Here is an 18,695-nt window from a genome sequence, read left to right as displayed (position 1 = left end):
CGTTCGCTGGTCGCGTGTGGTGTCTCGGGTCGCGGGCGCATGCTGGGCATGCGCGGGATCAGACCGCGAGGAAGTCGACGTCGTACTTGTGGATGTGTGCGTCGCGGGTGACCAACGTGAGTTCTTCGAGTTGGGCCTGGGCGATGAGCATCCGATCGAACGGGTCGCGGTGGATGAGGGGCAGGCGCCCTGCGGCGATGGCGTGGGTGGATGTGATGGGTAGCTCGCGAAACCCGCTGTTGCGGATGCGCTCTGGCAGGTCCGCCGGTTGCAGCTTGCCCATGGACTGCTTGATGGCTACTTCCCAGATGGTGGCCGGGCTGATGTAGACGTTGCGTTCGTGATCGAGGCGGTCCTTGACCTCCTCGGCCAACGTTTCGTCATCGGTGAGCCACCACAGCACCACATGGGTGTCGAGCAGGAGGCTCACTGCGTCAAGCCGAAGTCGTCGGCGATGCTGTCGTTGACGGCCGGCGAGTCCCAGTCGTCGCTCACGGTGAGCTGGCCGGTCAGTGAGCCTCGGCCAGCGCGTTTGATGCGTGGGTGAAGCGGGATCACCTTGGCGACCGGCGTGCCGGCGCGACTGATGATGATCTCTTCGCCGTGCTCCACGCGGTCGATGATCCGGGAGAGGTTGGTCTTCGCGTCGTGGATGTTGAACTGCGCAACGACTGCTTCGCTCGACATGGGACCTCCTTAGCTAACACCTTAGTCCAGCGGGTCGGTGCAACTACGGATCGGACCCAGCGGGTTCAAGTAGGCCAGCGTCAGCTCCACCGCCGAACGCCCCCTGCGTGAGCAGGGGGCGTTCGCCGTTGGCGGTTCCGGATTCCCCGCGCACCGGCTGCGCTGGTGCTCCCCACAGGGGGAGCTTCGCTCCACCCTCGCCCCCTCAAGATCCGTCGCCGCGGCGGAGGGTCGGCAAGGGGCGCTCCCGTGGGTGCCTCGACCGGGCTCGGACTGCCTGTGCAGTTGTCCGTTCGAGGTCTGTCGTCGCGCTGGGGGCAGGGGGCGCTGAGGACGTGTGCCGATCGCCCGTGGTGAGCTGCACGGTTTATGTCGTGCCACGACCGATCAAGGGGGTCCGTTTTCGCGGAGGACGACGGTGGATCGCCGTCGAAGCCGGCCTCCTCCAACGCATCCGCCGCACCAGGAAATTTCAGGTGCGCCGGCCGCGATGCCGTCGACAATGTCTCGGTGTCCGATCCGATGGTGTCGTTCGTCCGTACGGCTGCCGAGCGCCATGCCCGTGAGGAGCGCGCTCGGCAGATGGCTGGCGCGGTCGTCCGCACGGTGCGATACGTCGACATCGACTACTTCCGTCACGAGGTTGCTGCCGAATACGAGGGGCCGCGCCGGATCGTCGACGAGGCGGAGTGGGCGCGACCGACGTGGCGATGCGATGGGTTCGACTCCATCGACTACGGTGTCGAGCTCGAGTGCGCGGACGGCCGGGTGTTCAGCGTTACCTGGCAGTCGCCGAGCTGGACCGAGGGGCTGGTGTTCTGGGAGCAGCCGCTGCTCGGCAACGCTGTGAGACCCGAAGCGGACGTGGCGGTGTGGGACGTGACGGCGCGAAGTGGCTGGGCCGACTTCGCGGGCCGGTCGGTCCTCGACGTCCAGGTGCATTACGAACCGGACGACGACGGGTTCTGGTGCCGTTGGGCAACACTTCGGTACGACCGCGGCGACGTCAACCTTCTCCTGGGCGAGAGCCATCGATCTGGCTCGGAGCTGCAACCGTCCGCCGACAATGTCGCGGTGGTGTTTCCGTCCTCGCCGCTTCCGGCCTGGCTCACGGTGGATGGCACGTGACACGTGGGTCGGACGGCCGGGTTCAAGTATGCGATCGTCAGCTTCACCGTTCCGGTTCGGATTCCCCGCGCACGAGCAAGCTCGTGCTCCCCGGTGGGGGAGCGTCTGCGAAGTGCGCTGCTGGAACGCGGCGACACTCCGGCTCGTCTCGCCGGGCCGGCGACGCCACCGCCAAGCTCGCCGACGGATCGAAGTTCCAGCAAACTCAACGCCTGCCAACCTGATTCCGGGAACGGGGCCGCTCGCCCGGTCGGCGTGTCCGGCGTACTTCTGTGGGGTGACGCGCGTCACGTCGTGTCAGGTCTCGGCGCTCCCCGGTGTCTTGGGGGCATGACTGAGCACAACGACACACGCCACAGGGTCGTCGTCATCGGCGGTGGTTACGCCGGAACGCTCGCGGCCAATCATCTGCGGATGCGGGCCGGCGTCGGCATCACCCTGGTCAATCCCCGGCCGGACTTCGTCGAACGAATGCGGCTGCACCAGTTTGTGGCCGGCACCGCCGACGCCACGGTGGGCTACGACAGGCTGCTCGGCGACGGCATCCAGTTGGTTGTGGACAGCGCCATGCGCATCGATACCGCCGCGCGCGTAGTGCTGCTGGCGTCGGGCCGGACGCTGAAGTATGACTATGTCCTCTACGCGGTCGGTAGCACCGCAGCGATACCGTCATCGGTGCGTGGCGCGGCCGAGTTCGCGCACCCCATCGCCGAGTTCGAGTCCGCGCGGCGGCTGCGCGCCAGGCTGGACGAGTTGCCCGTCGGGGCTCCGGTCACCGTGGTCGGCGGCGGACTGACCGGCGTCGAGACGGCCGCCGAACTGGCCGAGCAGGGACGGACGGTCACCCTGGTGTGTGGCGGCATCCTGGTGTCGTCATGGAGTGCGCCGGGTCGCCGATACGCCGCCAAGTGGCTGTCGCGGCACGGTGTCACCGTGCTCGAGGCCGACGTGGTGACCGAGGTTCGGCCGGATGCGATCGTCCTCGCCGACGGTACGACGCGTTCGAGCGCAGTGACCGTCTGGGCGACCGGTTTCGGTGTGCCGGAGTTGGCGGCCGCGAGCGGGCTGCGCACTGACACGCTCGGGCGGCTGCTTACGGATGAGACGTTGACCAGCATTGATGACGATCGGGTGGTCGCCGCCGGGGACGCCGCAGCGCCGTCCGGCCGGCCGCTGCGGATGAGCTGTCAGGCCGCGGGGCCGTTGGGGGTTCAGGCCGCCGACACCGTGCTGAGCCGCATCGCGGGGACCGAACCGGCGGCGATCGACCAGGCACTCACGGGATCGTGCGTCAGCCTCGGCCGGCACACCGCCATGCGCCAGCTCGCCCGCAGGGACGACACCGCGGTGAACATCTACATCGGCGGCCGCCTGGGTGCCGCGATCAAGGAGCTGACCTGCAAGGTCGCGGTGTCGAGGATCCGTCGCGAGGCCCGCGAGCCGGGTTCCGTCGGCTGGGTCAAGGGCGGTCGCCGGCTGCGGCAGCCGGCCTCCGTCGCGCCGGTGGGCACGTCTCAATGACCACGGACGAGCATGCCGAGCGATTCACCCTGTTGCGGCCGTTACTGTTCACGATCGTCTACGAGATACTCGGCTCGGCCACCGAATCCGACGACGTGCTGCAGGACAGCTATCTGCGGTGGGCCGAGGTGGACCTTGCGACGGTGCGGGACACCAGGTCGTATCTGGCACGGCTGGTGACCCGTCAGACGCTCAACGCATTGCGGGCAAGTGCGCGCCGTCGCGAGGACTACGTAGGCCCGTGGCTGCCCGAACCGCTGCTGCTCGACGACGTCGACCCCTCGGCCGATGTGGTGCTCGCCGAGTCGGTGTCGATGGCGATGCTCGTGCTGCTCGAAACGCTCACCCCCGATGAGCGTGCGGTGTTCGTGCTGCGCGAGGTGTTCGGCTTCGGCTACGACGAGATCGCCGCGGCGGTGGGCAAATCCGTGACGACGGTGCATCAGGTGGCGCACCGCTCCCGCGAGCACGTGCAGGCGCGACGCAGGCGGTTCCAGCCCGTCGACGTCGCGGAGACCATGCAGATCACCGAGCGGTTCAGGACCGCGTCGGTCACCGGGGACATGGCCGGGCTGCTGTCCCTGCTCGCGCCGAACGTCACCTGGACCGCCGACAGCGGTGGCAAGGCCACCGCGGCGCGTTCGCCGGTGGTGGGCGCGCAGAAGGTGGCCGGCCTCCTCATCGATCTCTTCCGCACGGGCGGGCGGATGCCGGGTATGCGGATCCAGATGGTCAACTGCAACAACGGTCCCGCGATGGTCGCGCGCATCGGCGATCGTCCCGAAGGTGTCCTCCTGATCGAGATCATCGACGGGAAGATCACCAACTTCTATGCCGTCCGCAATCCAGACAAACTCGTCGCGATGACGGTCCGGCGTCAGATCAGCCGGTAAGGGTCCTGCAGGCCCTGGCGCACTCGAGGCACCCTTCGCCGTCGTCGTTCTCGCCCTCAATTCGGGCGGCGGCCAGGTGTGCGGATCTACGCCGTCATCAATCCCGGCAAGCTTTCCCACGTCGACTGGACACTGAGGAATCTCCATGTTGCGAAAAGTCATGACCCTGCCCAGTGGCAGGATTGCGAAATGGGCCGTCTTGGCCTTCTGGATCATCCTGATGGTGCCGGCGCTCATGCTGGCCGGCAAGCTGGGCGATGTCGAGAAGAACGACAATTCGGCCTGGCTGCCCAGCAACGCGGAGGCGACCAAGGTCATCGAACAGGCCAAGAAGTTCCAGCCCGCCGAGACCCTGCCAGCGATCGTGATCTATGACCGACCTGAGGGTGTCACACCTGCCGACATGGCCAAGGCGCAGGCTGACGTCGAAGCCTTCAAGGGCATCGACAAGGTCGTGGGGCAGCCGCAGGGCCCGCTGCGGGCCCAGGACGGCAAGGCCATCCAGACTGTGGTCCAGGTCGACGACGGTAACGAGGGCTGGGCCGGGGCTCACAAGGTCGTTGACGCGATGACCAGGATCGGCGAACAGAACGCCGACGGTCTCGGGTTCCACGTCACTGGACCGGCCGGTTATGCGTCCGACTCGATCACGGCCTTCGGAGGAGGTGGTGCCCTCGGGATGATCACCGCATTGGTGGTGGTCGTCATCCTGCTGCTCACCTACCGCAGCCCGCTGCTGCCGCTGCTGCCGCTGCTGTCCGCGGGTGGCGCCCTGGTCATGGCGGAAGCGGTGATCTACGTGCTGGCGAAGCATGCCGGGCTCACCGTCAACACGCAGACCAGCCTCGTTCTGACCGTCCTGGTGTTCGGCGCCGCCACCGACTATGCGCTCCTGCTCATCTCGCGGTACCGGGAGGAGCTGCGGCGCCACGAGGACCGGCACGAGGCGATGGCGGAGGCCTTGTACCGCTCCAGCCCGGCGATCATCGCCAGCGCCGCGACCGTCGCTGTCAGCCTGCTGGTGCTGCTGCTGGCCACGCTCAACTCCACCAAAGGGCTCGGGCCGGCCTGTGCCGTCGGCATTCTCGTCGGGCTGCTCGCCATGGTCACGCTGATGCCGGCTCTGCTGGTCATTTGCGGCCGCTGGATCTTCTGGCCCGCGAAGCCGTCGTACGGCTCGGTGGGCACGGTCAAGGACAGCATCTGGACGCGGGTCGGCGCCGTCATCGCCAGCCGGCCGCGGATCGTATGGGTCGGCACCGCGCTCGCCCTCGGCGTCCTGACCCTCGGGGTGACGGGACTCAAGGCCGATGGGATTCCGGGCAAGGGCCAGTTCACCAACGAGCCACAGGCGGTCGTCGGCGAGGAGATCCAGTCCAGGCACTTCCCGGCCGGGTCGGGCGACCCTGTCTACGTCGTGGCCAAGGCCGCCTCGGCGGAGCAGGTCAAGAGCGTGCTGTCAGGCGTTCCAGGGATCGCCGACGTCGCGGCGCCGATGATCAAGGATGGTGAGGTCCTCGTTCTCGGGACGCTCAAGGACGCTCCCGGCAGCGAGGCCGCGATGCGCACCGTCGAGCAGGCCAGAACCGCGATCCACAAGATCGAGGGCGCGGATGCCCGGCTCGGCGGCAGCACGGCGATCGCATTCGATACGCAACAGTCAGCCGCCCGCGACACCAAGGTGATCATCCCCATCGTGCTGATCGTGGTCTTCTGCATCCTCGCGCTGCTGCTGCGGGCGATCGTCGCCCCGCTGCTGCTCATGGCGACGGTGGTGCTGTCATTCGGAGCGGCCCTCGGCGTGAGCGCTCTGATGTTCAATCACGTGTTCGACTTCGCCGGGGCGGACGCGAACTTCCCGCTCCTGGTGTTCGTGTTCCTGGTCGCCCTGGGCATCGACTACAACATCTTCCTGGTGACCCGGGTGCGGGAAGAGGCACTGCTACACGGCACCCGGCGCGGCGCGCGGACCGGGCTGTCCGCCACCGGCGGCGTGATCACGTCGGCGGGTCTGGTACTGGCCGGCACCTTCGCGGCGCTGGGATCGCTGCCGTTGGTGTTCGCGGCGCAGCTAGGGTTCGCGGTGGCGTTCGGCGTGCTGCTTGACACCATGATCGTCCGCTCGGTGCTGGTCACCGCGCTCACCCTGGACGTGGGGCGATGGATGTGGTGGCCCAGCAAGCTCTTCAAGCACCACGACCCCCAGCCGCCCGCGGGCAGGTCCGACCCCGAGCCCGCTGTCGTGAGCGCCGGCACATGACAGGGGAACTGCACCGGTATGACTACGGTGGCGTCTGCGGCTGCGGGCGAGTGCGGCACCGCTCCTCGCGAGGCTTGAGCCGAGCAGGCCACAGGTGAAGGTCTCGTTTACCGAACTGGTTCTGTCACATACGTTGTCGTTGGTGGCTTCAGGTCGCTTGTGATCCACCTGTCCCCGCCAAGATGGAGACCGCTTTGGAAGCAGGCTGGACACTCTCAGACGTGTGGATTCTGCGGTCGATCAGCGGGGTGGACTCGGCACGGGGGTCGTCGTTGCGTGGGGTGATCGCCGCTGCTGACTACCTCAACCATGCGATTCCGCGGGAGGACGAGTTTGTGGCGGGGCTCGGCCGGCTGGCGGCGGCTGGGCTGGTCGAGTTCGACGTTGCCGCTGACCGGTACTGGCTCACCGCGGCGGGCCGATCGTCGGCGGCGCACCGTGGGACGTTCATCGCCGGGCTGGCCGCATTGCCCGAGCCGCCACCGGCGAGCCCGCCGCTGGCATTGCCCACTGGGGTCTTCTCGTCCGCGGTGGGCCGATATCTGCAGGACTCGACATGAAACCGTCCGGGCTTCTACTGGGGTCGGGCCGGGGTCCGCTGTGGCGGGCCCCGGCCGGTGTCGCTACGGGACGATGACGTCGACGGTCAGGGTCTTGTTGTTCCGGATCTGGAACGGCTGGGCGTGTGCGAGGTCGGCGCCGCCGAGCCAGCCGCTGCGGCCGTCGGGCAGCTGGTAGAAGATCTTGATCTGTTGCGGGGCGATGTTCGGGATCGTGAATGTCATGGGCGGGTTGCTGTACTGGTTGTTGCTGTCGCCGGAGTGGACGGCCTCGCCGGACAGGGCGTCGAACGCGACCACGAACGCGTTGAGCGGGTTGCCGACCGTGTCGTGGACCGTGCCGGTGAGCGTGCCGCCGCCGGTGCGCAGTTTGATGTTCGCGGCGGCCTTCTTGCCGGCGGGCACCGTCACCATCGTCGCCTCGGGGCGGTTCGCCGCGTTGCCGGACCAGCGCCACTGGTAGCCACGGCCGATGAACTGCACCGGCCACGCGTACGGGCCGACGCCCGGGATGCTGTACGTGCCGTCGGCGCCGGTCGAGAATGCGCAGCCGCCCTGGGGAGCGAAGCCGTGCGACAGCGCGACGACCGAGACGCAGACGCTTGCGAGCGGGGCGCCGGTGTTGACGTCGGTCGCCTTGCCGCGGACCGTGCCGGCCCGGTCGAACTGGATGGTCGGCGTGGTGATCTGGTCTCCGGACGCGACCGTGAACCGCTGGGCGGCACCGCGGTCGCCGGTGCCACCGGCCGCGCCGACCCACTGCAGGCCGAGTGCGTCACCGCGCGGGTCGGCGAGCAGCTGGTACGTGCCCGGCTCCAGCGGACCGATCACCACAGAGCCCGGCGTCGGGCCCGGCCGCTCGTCCGAGCAGAAGCCGTACGGGTCGTAGCCGTAGGGCTGGTCGACGTTCGCCACGCCGATGCAGCCGTCGACCGCGGTGCCGCCGTCGCGGCTGGCCATGGTGGCGGTGATCGACGCGCCCTGGCGCATGGCCACGTCGATCGTCGCGGTCTGCCCGGCGGCGACCGTGACCGGCGCGTAGGGCACCGTCAGGTGGAGGCGGTCGTCGACGTTGATGTTGAGCGCGTACGTGCCGACGAAGAGGCCGGTGATCAGCAACTCGGCACCGGTGGCGCAGCCTCTGACGTTGTCGGTGTTCGTCGCCCACACGCAGAAGTGCTCCAGCGGTCCGCCGGTCGTGGCGTCGTGCGCGACGACCCGGATCGCGCCCGTCGGCAGGAAGGTCTCGTCGACCGTGGTCAGCTGCCCGTCGGCCACCGTGAACCGGTCGGCCGCGGCGCTGTCGAGCTTGCCGTGCGCGTACTGCGAGACCCCCGCGGGCCCGGAGAACGCGACGACGTAGTCACCGAGCATCAGGTCGTCGATGCGGTACCGCCCGTCGGTGCCGGTGCTCGTCCAGCCCGAGCCGCTGCCGCCCGGCTGGCTGGCTGGCGGTGACGCCCACGTTCGCCGCCGGGCTACCGTCGGCCTTGGTCAACCGCCCGCCGACCGAACCCGTCGGCAGCACCGTCTCCACGACCTGCACCGTTTGGCCGGCGGTCACCTCGACGGGCACTGCGGTCTCGTAGGAGGTCTTCCCGCCCGACCACTGGTCGAACGCGTTGCGGACCCGGTAGTTGAGCTTGTACGAGCCGGCCGGCAGATCGAGCGTGAACGCGCCGCTGGACGGCACGCTGACGCTGGTGACGAAGTTCTGCTCGGCGCTGTCGAAGACCGTGAGGTATGCCCAGGCCGGTGTGCCGTCCCGGTTCAGCAGGCTGCCGGAGATCGTCCCGGTCGGCAGCTGGTCGTCCACCGTCACCGTGGCTCCCGCGCCCACGGTGATGACACTTGTGCCGGTCGCGGCGTGCGCCGGCGTGGTGGAGACCGCCGCGCCTGCGATCGTGGCTGCCGTCACCGCTGCGTAGAGCAGGGTGCGGCGCAGTGCATGCTGTCGCATGTCCGCTCCTGAATGGATGGGGGTGGTCATGAACGCCCCCTGCTCGCGGGGCGTGGTTGTGTCAGTGCCGGTCGCGGATGGCGAGCAGGTCCTGGTCCGGTGAGGGCTCCAGGCTGCTCTCGTCGATGATGCTCATGACGGTGAGCGCGATGGCTCGGATGCCGAATGCCACGGCGGTGAACACGCCCAGTTGGATCGGGTCGATGCCGGCGTCGCTGTCGACCTGGATGGACGGGTCCGTGGTCACCACGCTGGCGATCCGGTACTGCGCGATCGTCAGGCAGATCGCCAGCAGGGTGACGGCGGTCGCGATGGTGGACCGGCGGGTGGCGCCGGTGCCCAGCCACACGGAGATGCCTGTCGCGACGCCGAGGCCGGCGGCGACGACCAGGGCGTTGACGGTGTCGATCGACAAGGCCGAGCTGGTGCGCCCGGCGAGCGCCGCCTGCAGGCTCATCACGCCCAGCAGCAGGCCGACCGCCGTGCCGGCGCCGGCTGTCCACACTGGATGAGGGTGCTTGGCGACCAGCCACAGGACGCCGGCCGTGAACGCCACCGCGAGCACGGTCAGGACCATGCTCGGGGCCAGGAAGAAGTGGACCTGGTAGTCGCTCATGTGGATGGCGGTGGCGGCGACGAAGAGCATGTCGTCGCGAGCGGTCTCGACCAGCGCCCACGACGCCACCAGCACCAGCAGGAGGCGGCTGCGCGCCGAGCGCCGCTGGTCGGTCATCCGGACCAGGCAGAACACGGCCAGCAGGCACCCGACGGCATTGCCGAGGAGGACGCCGAGGACGAACAGGATCTGGTGGTCCACAGCGTGCCCGGCCTCCTGTCGAGTGGTGCGGCTGAGCCAGCCAGCCGGCTCGGAGCCGCCTGTCAAGCGCGCATACCGTACCTTGCCATCGCCACGCGTCAGGACCTCAGGTAACGCAGGACGGCCAGTACGCGGCGGTGGTCGGTGCGGGCCTGGGGCAGGTCGAGCTTGGTGAAGATGGCGGTGACGTGCTTCTCGACGCTGCGCTCGACCAGGTGCAGGCGCTCGGCGATGGCCACGTTGGAGCGGCCCTCGGCGAGTAGGCCGAGGATCTCCCGCTCCCGGTCGCTCAGCCGGGCGAGCCCCGCGTCGGCGGCGGGCGTGGCGAGCAGCTGCCGGACGACCTCGGGGTCCAGGGCGGTGCCGCCGGCGGCGACGCGTTGCAGCGCGCCGACGAACTCGCCGGTGCTGACGATGCGGTCCTTCAGCAGGTAGCCGACGTGACCGGCGTGCTCGGAGAGGAGCCGGCGGGCGTAGCTGGTCTCGACCCACTGCGAGAAGACCAGCACCCCGACCTGGGGGTGCGTGGCCCTGATCGCCAGCGCCGCCCGCAGTCCTTCGTCGACGTGGCCGGGCGGCATCCGCACGTCGACGACCGCCGCGTCAGGTGGGTCCGCGGCGACCGCGGCGAGCAGTGCCTCCGCGTCGCCGACCGCGGCCGTCACCTCGATGTCGTGCTCGGCGAGCAGCAGCAGGTTGTACGACTGGAAGACGAAGCCCACCCGGTCGCGCCGCCAGCGGGTGAGCGGCCCCTCCCGCATCCTGCTGATCTCGCGTCCGGCCAGCCGGACCGAGCCGGACGTCGGCCGGTCCAGCCCGGCGGCGCAGTGCAACAGCGTGCTCTTGCCCGAGCCGGTCGCCCCCATGACGGCGACGAACTCTCCGGCGCCGACGGTCAGCGACACCTGCCGGAGCGCGGTGACGCCGCGGGGGAAGACGCGGGCGACGTTCTCGAGTGCCAGGACGGGTTCCATGCCGTCGAGCCTGGTCGGGACGGGTCCGCGGGGCATCGGTGCTGCCGCGAGGCTCCGGGTTCGGGTAACCGCACCTTCCGTACCAAGGCATTCACAAAACTCGATGCAGAGCCGCCGTGCCGGTGGTCGGCGGGAGCTCGGACCGTGCCCGCGCCGGCCATGAACAGGCTGGTGGGACGGGGGTTCGTGGCGAAAGTTTCAGGCTCCTTTCCGATTCCGCACGAGGTGGGCGGCACCCCGCGATCGATCGCCTTGACGGGGTGCTGGGCCGGTGCGGACCGTGTGACGCATCAGCCGCAACACCAAGTAAGGAGACTCGATGAGGCGCAAGCTCGCCCTCATATCGGCCGCCGCAGTCGTGGCGGCCGGGGGTACCGTTTTGATCGCGAACCAGGCGTTCGCGGCGGCCGGTTGTTCGGCCAAGTACACGATCACCAACCAGTGGCCCGGCGGTTTCGGTGCCCAGGTCGACGTCACGAACCTCGGCGACCCGCTCACCAGCTGGAACGTCGGCTGGGACTTCGGCAACGCGTCCCAGACCATTTCGCAGATCTGGAACGCCAACAAGACCCAGACGGGCACGCACGTCAGCGCCACGAACCTGAGCTACAACGGCACCGTCGCCACCGGCGGGGTCATCTCCTTCGGGTTCAACGGCAACTGGAGCAGCGCCAACCCGGCCGGCACCAACTTCACGGTGAACGGCGTGGCGTGCACGGGCAACCCGACGAGCCAGTCGCCGTCGGCGTCGCCGTCGCAGTCCCAGTCGCAGAACCCGACCGCCCCGGTCGTGTCGCTGACCAGCCCGTCGTCCGGCTCCTCGTTCACCGCGCCCGCCACGGTGAGCCTGGCCGCGACCGCGACCTCGTCCGGCAGCACGATCAGCAAGGTCGAGTTCTACAACGGCTCGACGCTGCTCGGCACCGACACCAGCTCGCCGTACACCTACAGCTGGACCAACGTCGCCGCCGGCTCGTACTCGCTGACCGCCAAGGCGTACAACGCGGCGAACCTGTCGACCACCAGCACCGCGGTCCCGATCACCGTCACCACTGGTGGCAACGACCCGACGCACGTCGACAACCCGTACGTCGGCGCCAAGGTCTACGTGAACCCGGACTGGTCCGCCAAGGCCGCCGCCGAGGCCGGTGGCAGCCGGATCTCCAACCAGCCGACCGGTGTCTGGCTGGACACGATCGCCGCGATCACCGCGCCGTCGGGCTCCGGCTACACGACGAGCATGCGCAAGCACCTCGACAACGCCCTCGCCCAGGGTGCCACGCTCGCGCAGTTCGTCATCTACAACCTGCCCGGCCGTGACTGCGCCGCGCTGGCCTCCAACGGCGAGCTCGGCCCGACAGAGATCGAGCGGTACAAGACCGAGTACATCGACCCGATCGCCGCGATCGAGGCCGACCCGAAGTACAAGTCGATCCGCATCGTCAACATCGTCGAGATCGACTCGCTGCCCAACATCGTCACCAACGCGGGCGGTGAGGCCGGCGCGACCGCGGCCTGCGCGGTCATGAAGGCCAACGGCAACTACTCCACGGGCATCCAGTACGCCCTGAGCAAGCTGCGCGCCGCCGGCACCAACACCTACAACTACATCGACGCCGCGCACCACGGCTGGCTCGGCTGGGACAGCAACTTCGGCCCCGCCGCGCAGCTGTTCGCCACCACGGTGCAGGGTGCCACCGGTGGCTTCGCCACCGTCGACGGCTTCATCACCAACACCGCGAACTACTCGGCGCTGACCGAGCCGTTCGTCACCATCGGCGCCACCGTCGGCGGCCAGTCGGTCCGCCAGTCCAAGTGGGTCGACTGGAACTTCTACACCGACGAGCTGACCTTCGCGCAGGCATTCCGCACCAAGCTGGTCTCGCTCGGCTTCAACTCGAACATCGGCATGCTGATCGACACCTCCCGCAACGGCTGGGGCGGCACCGCCCGTCCGACCGCGGCGAGCACCTCGACCGACATGAACACCTGGGTCAACGCGTCCCGCATCGACCGCCGCATCCACGCCGGTAACTGGTGCAACCAGTCCGGTGCCGGCCTCGGCGAGCGTCCGCGGGCGACCCCGGCCGCCGGTATCGACGCGTACGTCTGGATCAAGCCCCCGGGCGAGTCCGACGGCTCCAGCTCGCTGATCCCCACCGGCCCGAACAACCCGGGCGGCAAGGGCTTCGACGGGATGTGCGACCCGACCTACACCGGTAACGGCCGCAACGGCAACAGCATGAGTGGCGCCCTGCCCAACGCCCCGGTCTCCGGTGCCTGGTTCTCGGCCCAGTTCCAGCAGCTGATGACGAACGCCTACCCGGCGCTCTAGTTCCACCCAGAAGGGCCCCCGCCACACGGCGGGGGCCCTTCGTCCGCTGTGCTCTACGCGAGGGTCCGGCAGAGGTTCTCCATCGTGCCGAGCTGGACCGGGACCTCGCGGTTGCCGTCCGGGTGCCTGATCACGACGAAGTCGCCGTGGGTGATGTAGTCGCCGCCGGGGAAGCCGACGTTGGCCGCCTTGATCGGCAGGGCGTTGTTGCCGTGCAGCTGCAGGATCCGGGTGCCATCCTCCAGGTAGTACACGCGGATCGTGCCGGTGGCGTCCCGCACGACCGACTTGTGGTTGCTCGTGTTCGTGTAGCGGATCACCAGTACACCGGCGAAATCCTGCACCTTCGGCGAGCCGTCGGGATAGGTGGCGGGCGTGCGCATCCGCTCCTGGTCCCGGACGATGTCGCCCTTCACCTCGAACTGGCACACCTCGCCGGCCGGGATGACGAACGGCGGCGTGCTCGTCGGCTCCCAACCACCGGTGCCGCTCGAGGCGGCCGCCGTCCCCGCCGTCATCGCCACGATCGCCGCCGCCATGACCAACGTCTTCACCACACGCATGTGGGCCTCCTTCATGTCTTCCGACATGGTGGGCGCGGCCGCGGCGGCGGCTCCACGATTCGGTCGTCACCGAATCGTCGCGGCCCTGTCGTCGCGACCCGTTGTCGCGGCTCCCAGGAGGTCGGTGCCCAGCGCCGTGCGCTGGTAGAGGACCTGCCGCCCCGACCGCCTGGACGTGACCAGCCCTGACCGGCGCAGCACCGACAGGTGCTCGCTGACCGACGCCGCGCTCAGCCCCAGATCCCGCGCGACCTGCGTGGTGGACAGCGGAAGGTCGAGCTTCACCAGCAGCGCCGCCCGGCTGCGCCCGAGCAGGTCGGCGACCGGTGGCACCGCCACCCGGGCCGCGCCCTCCCACACCTGCCCCACGCCGCGCGGGCTGTAGATCAGCGCCGGGCACTCCGGGCTGGTGTCGACCAGCAGCGACGGCCACGCGAACACGCACGGCACCAGCAGCAGCCCCGCACCCTCCAGCCGGCTCCGCGACTGCCACGTCGGCCAGAGGACCCGTAGCGCGTCCTCGGCGTACTCCAGCTCCGGATGCAGGTTTCCCAGCAGCCGTACGATGCCGCCCGACGTCAGCTGATCCGCACGGTGTCCGATCTCGGCGTCGAGCAGCCCGGCCAGCCGCGACCAGACCGGCTCGATCGCGACCTGCCAGTACGCCTGGATCTCCGCCGCCAGCCGCCCCAGATGGCGCTCCGGGTCCTCGTACAACGGCAGCAACGCCTCAGGCAGCGGCCTGCCGAGCAGGTCCAGCTGCGCCCGCACCACCTCACCCGGCGTGCTGCGCACCCGCGCCAGCTCGTCGCCGAACCTGGTGTCCATCCGGTCCGGCGCCGGCGCCAGGAACTCCGGCACGTACCGCGGATCGCCCAGCACCGCCCGCAGCAGCTCCAGCCGCAGCGCCGACACGCCCCCTCGCACCGACCTGACCCACGGCTGATGCATCCGAACCCGCTCGGCGTGATCGGCGACCCGCACGCTGCTCACGAGCTCCTGCATGGGCGAGCGCGCGAACCGCAGCCGCGCCAGGTCCCCCGGCTCGAACAACAGCTCGATCACCCAAACCACGATACCTAGGAATCCGTCGACCTCCGGACCGTCGGGCGGCGGGCACCGCGGGCGTGGGCCGCGCCGGTGCGATTGGATCTCGAAGGAGGGTCGGCGGCGGTCGTACCGTCGGGCGGTGACCCTCATCGCGCACGTCAGCGACACCCACTTCGACGACGGTGACGGCGGGCGCAGCGCCGAGCGGGCGGAGCGGGTGCTGTCCTACCTGGAGCGCCTGCGCCGGCCCGTCGACGCCGTGCTGGTCACGGGCGACGTGGCGGATCACGGGCGGGCGTCGGAGTATTCGGCCGCGACGGTGCTGCGACGGCTCGGCGTACCGCTGCTGCAGACGCCTGGGAATCACGACTCGCGGCCCGAGTTCCGCCGCTACGTGGCCGCCGCCGGCGCCGGGCCCGTCGACCAGATCGCGCGGGTCGGCGACCTGGTGTTCGCGCTGTGCGACTCGTCGATCCCGGGGCGTGACGACGGGTGGCTGGCGGACGAGACGCTGGCGTGGCTCGACGACGTCCTGGCGGAGGGCGCACCGTCCCTCGTGTGCTTCCACCACCCGCCGGTGAAGATCGGCCATCCGGCCGCCGACCGCGTGCGCCAGTTCGGGGCCGCCCGGCTCGCCGAGGTCATCGCCCGGCACCCCAACGTCCTCGCGCTGCTGTGCGGGCACGTCCACAGCGCCACCGCCAGCGTCTTCGCCGGTGTACCCGTGCTGTCCGCCCCCGGTGTGGCATCGACACTGGTCCTTCCGTGGGAGGGCGACGGCGGCCTGGACCGCTCCGCGCCACCCGCGCTGGCCTTCCACCTGTACGACGCCGGCCGCCTCACGACGTTTTTTGTCGTACCTGGGTGAGAAGGTGGGGCATGGCTGAGCGGCGACCACTGACCCACACCACGATCTACGACGACGACTGGACCGACCACCACGCCGTCGGACTGGAGCACTCCGGGGTCGCGTTCGTCGACGTCGACATGTGCGAGGCGACCAACGAGCGGTCGGTCTTCACCGAGTGCACGTTCACCAACGTCAGGTTCAACTGTTCCGTGCAGACCGACGTCGCGTTCCTCAACTGCACGTTCGTCGGCTGCAACTTCTTCGACGCCACCTTCACCCGCTGCAAGCTGGTCGGCAGCGCCTTCGACCGCTGCACCTTCGAGCTGCTGAAGGTCGAGGAGGGCGACTGGTCGTTCGTCGCCCTGCCCGCCGCGAAGCTCAGCAGCGCCGAGTTCACCGGCGTCCGCATGCGCGAGGCCGACCTGACCGCCGCCCGCTGCGAGGGCGCCACCTTCCGCGACGTCGACCTCTCCGGCGCCGCCCTCCAGAAGGCCGACCTCACCCGCTGCGACCTGCGCGGCAGCGACCTGTCCGGCCTCGACCCCCTGACCACCGAGCTCCGCAACGCCATCATCACGACCGACCAGGCGGCGATGATCGCGGTCGCCTTAGGCCTCGACGTCCGTCCCGCCTGACCCCCCAACTGCCCCGCCCCCGGCACGGTCCGCCCCACCGCGACGCGGCTGGGCTGAGCTGGGCTGGGCTGGGCGTGGTCTGGTTTGGCGCGGGGGCTGGGCTTGATGCGGTCCGGTTGCGGCGAGGGCCGGGCCGGCGTGGCTGGGCGTGGCCTGGTTCGGCGGGGCTGGGCTTGGCGGTCAGGGCCGCACCCGTTCCCCCGAGCGTGACGACGTCGCCCACGCACCAGAAGCCCGCGAGCTGGGGGTCCCCGCGCCAGAAGACCGCGCACCAGAAGCCCGCGAGCCAGAACTCCTCGCGTCAGAGGTCCTCCGTCAGAGGTCCTCGCATCAGAGGCTCGCGAGCGCAGGAGGCCGCGTGCCGGAAGACCGTCACTTTTGTGGACAAGAAGGTCGTCGTCGGCGTGCAAGACAGCGGGGCCGGCCAGTACAGGCGCGCCGACGAGCAGGCCGTCGCGGTCGCCGGCGGCGGGATCGTCGGGGTCGGGCCGGGACAGGTAGCCCGCCAGTGCCTCGACGCGGGACTGCTGGACGAGCTGCGGATCAACCTGGTCCCGGGTGGTGTCCAGGTGCTCCGCGAACTCGTACACGCCGGAAAGCCCGCCAAGGTCGAGGAGCCGACGATCATCGTGGGTCGGGGTGTTACCCACCTGGACTACCGGCTGCGGTGCTGAAACTTCTGGCGGAAACCGTGCAACCGCGAGCGGGCTGGGACGCGTTGAAGTCGCGACACCAGGGAGGGCGGGCATGCGGGCCGAGGCGAAGCGCGAGTACGTCGAGTACGTGACGGGCGCCATGCCGTCGTTGCGCAGGCTGGCGTACATCCTGTGCGGGGACGAGCACCGCGCCGACGATCTCGTGCAGCAGGCGATCACCAAGCTGTACGTCAAGTGGCAGCGGATCAGGGACGTCGAGCACCTGGACCAGTACGTGCGGACGATGGTCGTCCGCGGGTTCGTCGACGAGCGGCGGCGGACCTGGTTCCGGGTCGGGTTGACGGCGGAGCCACCCGACGCGCCGGACCCGCGGAGCGCGGCGGCGGAGCGGGTCGAGGAGGCCGTCGTGCTGCGGGCCGCGCTCGCCCGGGTGCCGCGCAGGCAGCGGGCGGTGCTGGTGCTGCGGTTCCTGTGTGACCTGCCGGTGGACGAGGTCGCCGCGATGCTCGACTGCTCGCCCGGCACGGTCAAGAGCCAGACCGCCCGCGGGCTGGCGACGTTGCGCAGGTACGTCGAGGAGGCCGAACCGGCCGAGATGCGGAGAGGACGATGACGGTGCACGAGCACGAGCACGAACAGGACGGTGCGGCGCTGCTGCGGCCGCTGGCCGGTGGGCGGCCGATGGGACCGTCCACGGTGGACGTCGCGCGGGCGATGGCCGACGGGGACCGGCACCACCGGCGGGTGCGGATCGCGGGCGCCGGCGCCACGGCCGTCATCGTGGCGGTCGCCGGATGGGCCGCGGTGACGGACGGCGGAGCGGACAAGCCGGCCGTGACGGGAGCGAGCCCCAACCAGGAACCGGGCCGGAGCACCGGTCCGAAAGGGTGCGAGGTGCAGAAGCTCGCGGAGGGGAAGGCGGTCGTCAGCGGGTCCGACCCGACCGGCAGGTACATCGTCGGCCGCACCTACGAGAGCGGGCACCCGTCGACCGTCGTGTGGGAGGACCGGCAGCTGCGGAAGGTGCCCATGCCGGGCGACGACCCGACGCTGTACGACGCCACCTCCAAGGGCGTGCTCGTCGGCACCAGCTTCACCACCGCCGACACGACCACGGCGTGGGTGTACAAGGACGGGAAGTTCAGCAAGCTCGCCGGTACTGACGCCCAGGCGTTCGCGATCAACGAACGGGGGGTCATCGTCGGGTCGGTCCAGGGCAGGGCGGCGATGTGGGCGTCGCCGGACGCGCAGCCGACGATGCTGGCGACGCCGGCGAAGGGCATGACCGGCAAGGCGACCGGCATCGACGAGGACGGCACCGTGGTCGGCGCCCTGGTCGGCGGCGAGGCGAAGGCGGACCTGGGCTACGTCTGGTCGCCGGCGGGCACCGTCCAGCAGCTGCCGCAGCCGCAGGTCAACGGTAAGCCCGCGACCACGTACAGCGCCAAGGCGATCCGGGACGGCTGGGTGGTCGGCTGGGCCGGGCACGACGATCCGGCCCGCGGCGGCGGCCGGTTCATCGGTGCGCCGCGGTGGAACCTGCGCACCGGCCAGTTCGACATGGCGGACGGCCTGATGTGGGTGGTCAACGCCCAGGGCCGGATCGCCGGCGAGCAGACGATCGTCGCGCCCGACGGCACCACGCAGAAGCTGCCGCTGCCGGCCGGGTACGACGAGAAGACGGCGATGCTGACCGTCGAGGCGCTCAGCGACGACGGGACGGTCGTCGCCGGATACCTGTCCAGCCGGGGCAGCACGATGAACGCGGAGCCGGTCGCGGTCACCTGGAGCTGCACGAGTTGAGCG

At 69.9% G+C, this 18,695-nt stretch carries 19 protein-coding genes and 1 pseudogene; 11 read left to right on the top strand and 9 right to left on the bottom strand.

Going from position 1 to position 18,695, the window contains the following annotated elements:
* Positions 1–58 precede the first annotated feature (58 nt).
* Positions 59–430 (bottom strand): type II toxin-antitoxin system VapC family toxin, encoded by a 372-nt coding sequence (locus ABD332_RS10345; RefSeq protein ID WP_344501591.1) that lies wholly within the window; start codon positions 428–430, stop codon positions 59–61.
* On the bottom strand, positions 427–687 hold the full coding sequence (locus ABD332_RS10340) for a type II toxin-antitoxin system Phd/YefM family antitoxin (RefSeq protein ID WP_344501590.1): 261 nt from the start codon (positions 685–687) through the stop codon (positions 427–429). The genes ABD332_RS10345 and ABD332_RS10340 overlap by 4 nt, the downstream gene beginning before the upstream one ends.
* A 510-nt stretch (positions 688–1,197) precedes the next feature.
* Here ABD332_RS10340 and ABD332_RS10335 point away from each other — a divergent pair.
* The 5 genes from ABD332_RS10335 (at position 1,198) to ABD332_RS10315 (ending at position 7,049) form a co-directional block, all read left to right on the top strand.
* A complete protein-coding gene (locus ABD332_RS10335; RefSeq protein WP_344501589.1) occupies positions 1,198–1,815 on the top strand; it encodes a hypothetical protein in 618 nt (205 codons plus the stop codon).
* Positions 1,816–2,145: 330 nt separating this feature from the next.
* Entirely contained in the window at positions 2,146–3,336 is a 1,191-nt protein-coding gene (locus ABD332_RS10330) for an NAD(P)/FAD-dependent oxidoreductase (protein WP_344501588.1), read from the top strand.
* Entirely contained in the window at positions 3,333–4,229 is an 897-nt protein-coding gene (sigJ, locus tag ABD332_RS10325) for an RNA polymerase sigma factor SigJ (protein ID WP_344501587.1), read from the top strand. Before ABD332_RS10330 ends, sigJ begins: the two co-directional genes overlap by 4 nt.
* 199 nt (positions 4,230–4,428) lie before the next feature.
* A complete protein-coding gene (locus ABD332_RS10320) occupies positions 4,429–6,489 on the top strand; it encodes an MMPL family transporter (RefSeq protein ID WP_344501586.1) in 2,061 nt (686 codons plus the stop codon).
* A gap of 221 nt (positions 6,490–6,710) precedes the next feature.
* A complete protein-coding gene (locus tag ABD332_RS10315) occupies positions 6,711–7,049 on the top strand; it encodes a hypothetical protein (protein ID WP_344501585.1) in 339 nt (112 codons plus the stop codon).
* Positions 7,050–7,112: 63 nt separating this feature from the next.
* Here ABD332_RS10315 and ABD332_RS10310 read toward each other — a convergent pair whose 3' ends face one another.
* The 5 genes and pseudogenes from ABD332_RS10310 to ABD332_RS60035 all read right to left on the bottom strand — a co-directional run.
* Entirely contained in the window at positions 7,113–8,423 is a 1,311-nt protein-coding gene (locus ABD332_RS10310; RefSeq protein WP_344501584.1) for a hypothetical protein, read from the bottom strand.
* Positions 8,413–9,009 carry a hypothetical protein gene (locus ABD332_RS10305; protein ID WP_344501583.1) on the bottom strand — a complete coding sequence of 199 codons (597 nt, stop codon included), beginning with the start codon at positions 9,007–9,009 and terminating at the stop codon, positions 8,413–8,415. Before ABD332_RS10305 ends, ABD332_RS10310 begins: the two co-directional genes overlap by 11 nt.
* A gap of 61 nt (positions 9,010–9,070) precedes the next feature.
* Positions 9,071–9,826 (bottom strand): hypothetical protein, encoded by a 756-nt coding sequence (locus tag ABD332_RS10300; protein WP_344501582.1) that lies wholly within the window; start codon positions 9,824–9,826, stop codon positions 9,071–9,073.
* Positions 9,827–9,924: 98 nt separating this feature from the next.
* Positions 9,925–10,548, bottom strand: coding sequence for a LuxR C-terminal-related transcriptional regulator (locus ABD332_RS10295; protein WP_425552185.1), 624 nt, complete (start codon positions 10,546–10,548; stop codon positions 9,925–9,927).
* Positions 10,528–10,800, bottom strand: a pseudogene (locus tag ABD332_RS60035) (ATP-binding cassette domain-containing protein); the annotation flags it as partial. The gene ABD332_RS10295 and the pseudogene ABD332_RS60035, both read right to left, overlap by 21 nt.
* Positions 10,801–11,119: 319 nt before the next feature.
* On the opposite strand from ABD332_RS60035, the gene ABD332_RS10290 reads away from it, so the two are divergent.
* The gene (locus ABD332_RS10290) at positions 11,120–13,135 is read left to right on the top strand and encodes a glycoside hydrolase family 6 protein (RefSeq protein ID WP_344501580.1); all 2,016 of its coding nucleotides are present in this window, start codon (positions 11,120–11,122) and stop codon (positions 13,133–13,135) included.
* A gap of 53 nt (positions 13,136–13,188) precedes the next feature.
* On the opposite strand, the gene ABD332_RS10285 is transcribed toward ABD332_RS10290, so the two are convergent.
* Positions 13,189–13,698 carry a hypothetical protein gene (locus ABD332_RS10285; protein WP_344501579.1) on the bottom strand — a complete coding sequence of 170 codons (510 nt, stop codon included), beginning with the start codon at positions 13,696–13,698 and terminating at the stop codon, positions 13,189–13,191.
* Between the two features lie 66 nt (positions 13,699–13,764).
* Entirely contained in the window at positions 13,765–14,763 is a 999-nt protein-coding gene (locus ABD332_RS10280; RefSeq protein WP_344501578.1) for a DUF5937 family protein, read from the bottom strand.
* A gap of 124 nt (positions 14,764–14,887) precedes the next feature.
* Here ABD332_RS10280 and ABD332_RS10275 point away from each other — a divergent pair, with 124 nt between their 5' ends.
* The 5 genes from ABD332_RS10275 (at position 14,888) to ABD332_RS10255 (ending at position 18,692) form a co-directional block, all read left to right on the top strand.
* A complete protein-coding gene (locus ABD332_RS10275) occupies positions 14,888–15,616 on the top strand; it encodes a metallophosphoesterase (RefSeq protein WP_344501577.1) in 729 nt (242 codons plus the stop codon).
* A gap of 11 nt (positions 15,617–15,627) precedes the next feature.
* Positions 15,628–16,233, top strand: coding sequence for a pentapeptide repeat-containing protein (locus tag ABD332_RS10270; protein WP_344501576.1), 606 nt, complete (start codon positions 15,628–15,630; stop codon positions 16,231–16,233).
* Between the two features lie 380 nt (positions 16,234–16,613).
* Positions 16,614–16,907, top strand: coding sequence for a dihydrofolate reductase family protein (locus tag ABD332_RS10265; RefSeq protein WP_344501575.1), 294 nt, complete (start codon positions 16,614–16,616; stop codon positions 16,905–16,907).
* A 73-nt stretch (positions 16,908–16,980) separates the two neighbouring features.
* A complete protein-coding gene (locus tag ABD332_RS10260) occupies positions 16,981–17,502 on the top strand; it encodes a SigE family RNA polymerase sigma factor (protein WP_344501574.1) in 522 nt (173 codons plus the stop codon).
* Positions 17,499–18,692: a hypothetical protein gene (locus ABD332_RS10255; RefSeq protein ID WP_344501573.1), complete on the top strand. Its 1,194-nt coding sequence runs from the start codon at positions 17,499–17,501 to the stop codon at positions 18,690–18,692. The genes ABD332_RS10260 and ABD332_RS10255 overlap by 4 nt, the downstream gene beginning before the upstream one ends.
* Positions 18,693–18,695: the final 3 nt, after the last annotated feature.

It is taken from the genome of Dactylosporangium maewongense (genome assembly GCF_039531485.1).
GTDB classification, from domain to species: Bacteria; Actinomycetota; Actinomycetes; order Mycobacteriales; family Micromonosporaceae; genus Dactylosporangium; species Dactylosporangium maewongense.
Note: the sequence above shows the minus strand (reverse complement) of the source record. Positions and strands in the feature narration are given on the sequence as shown.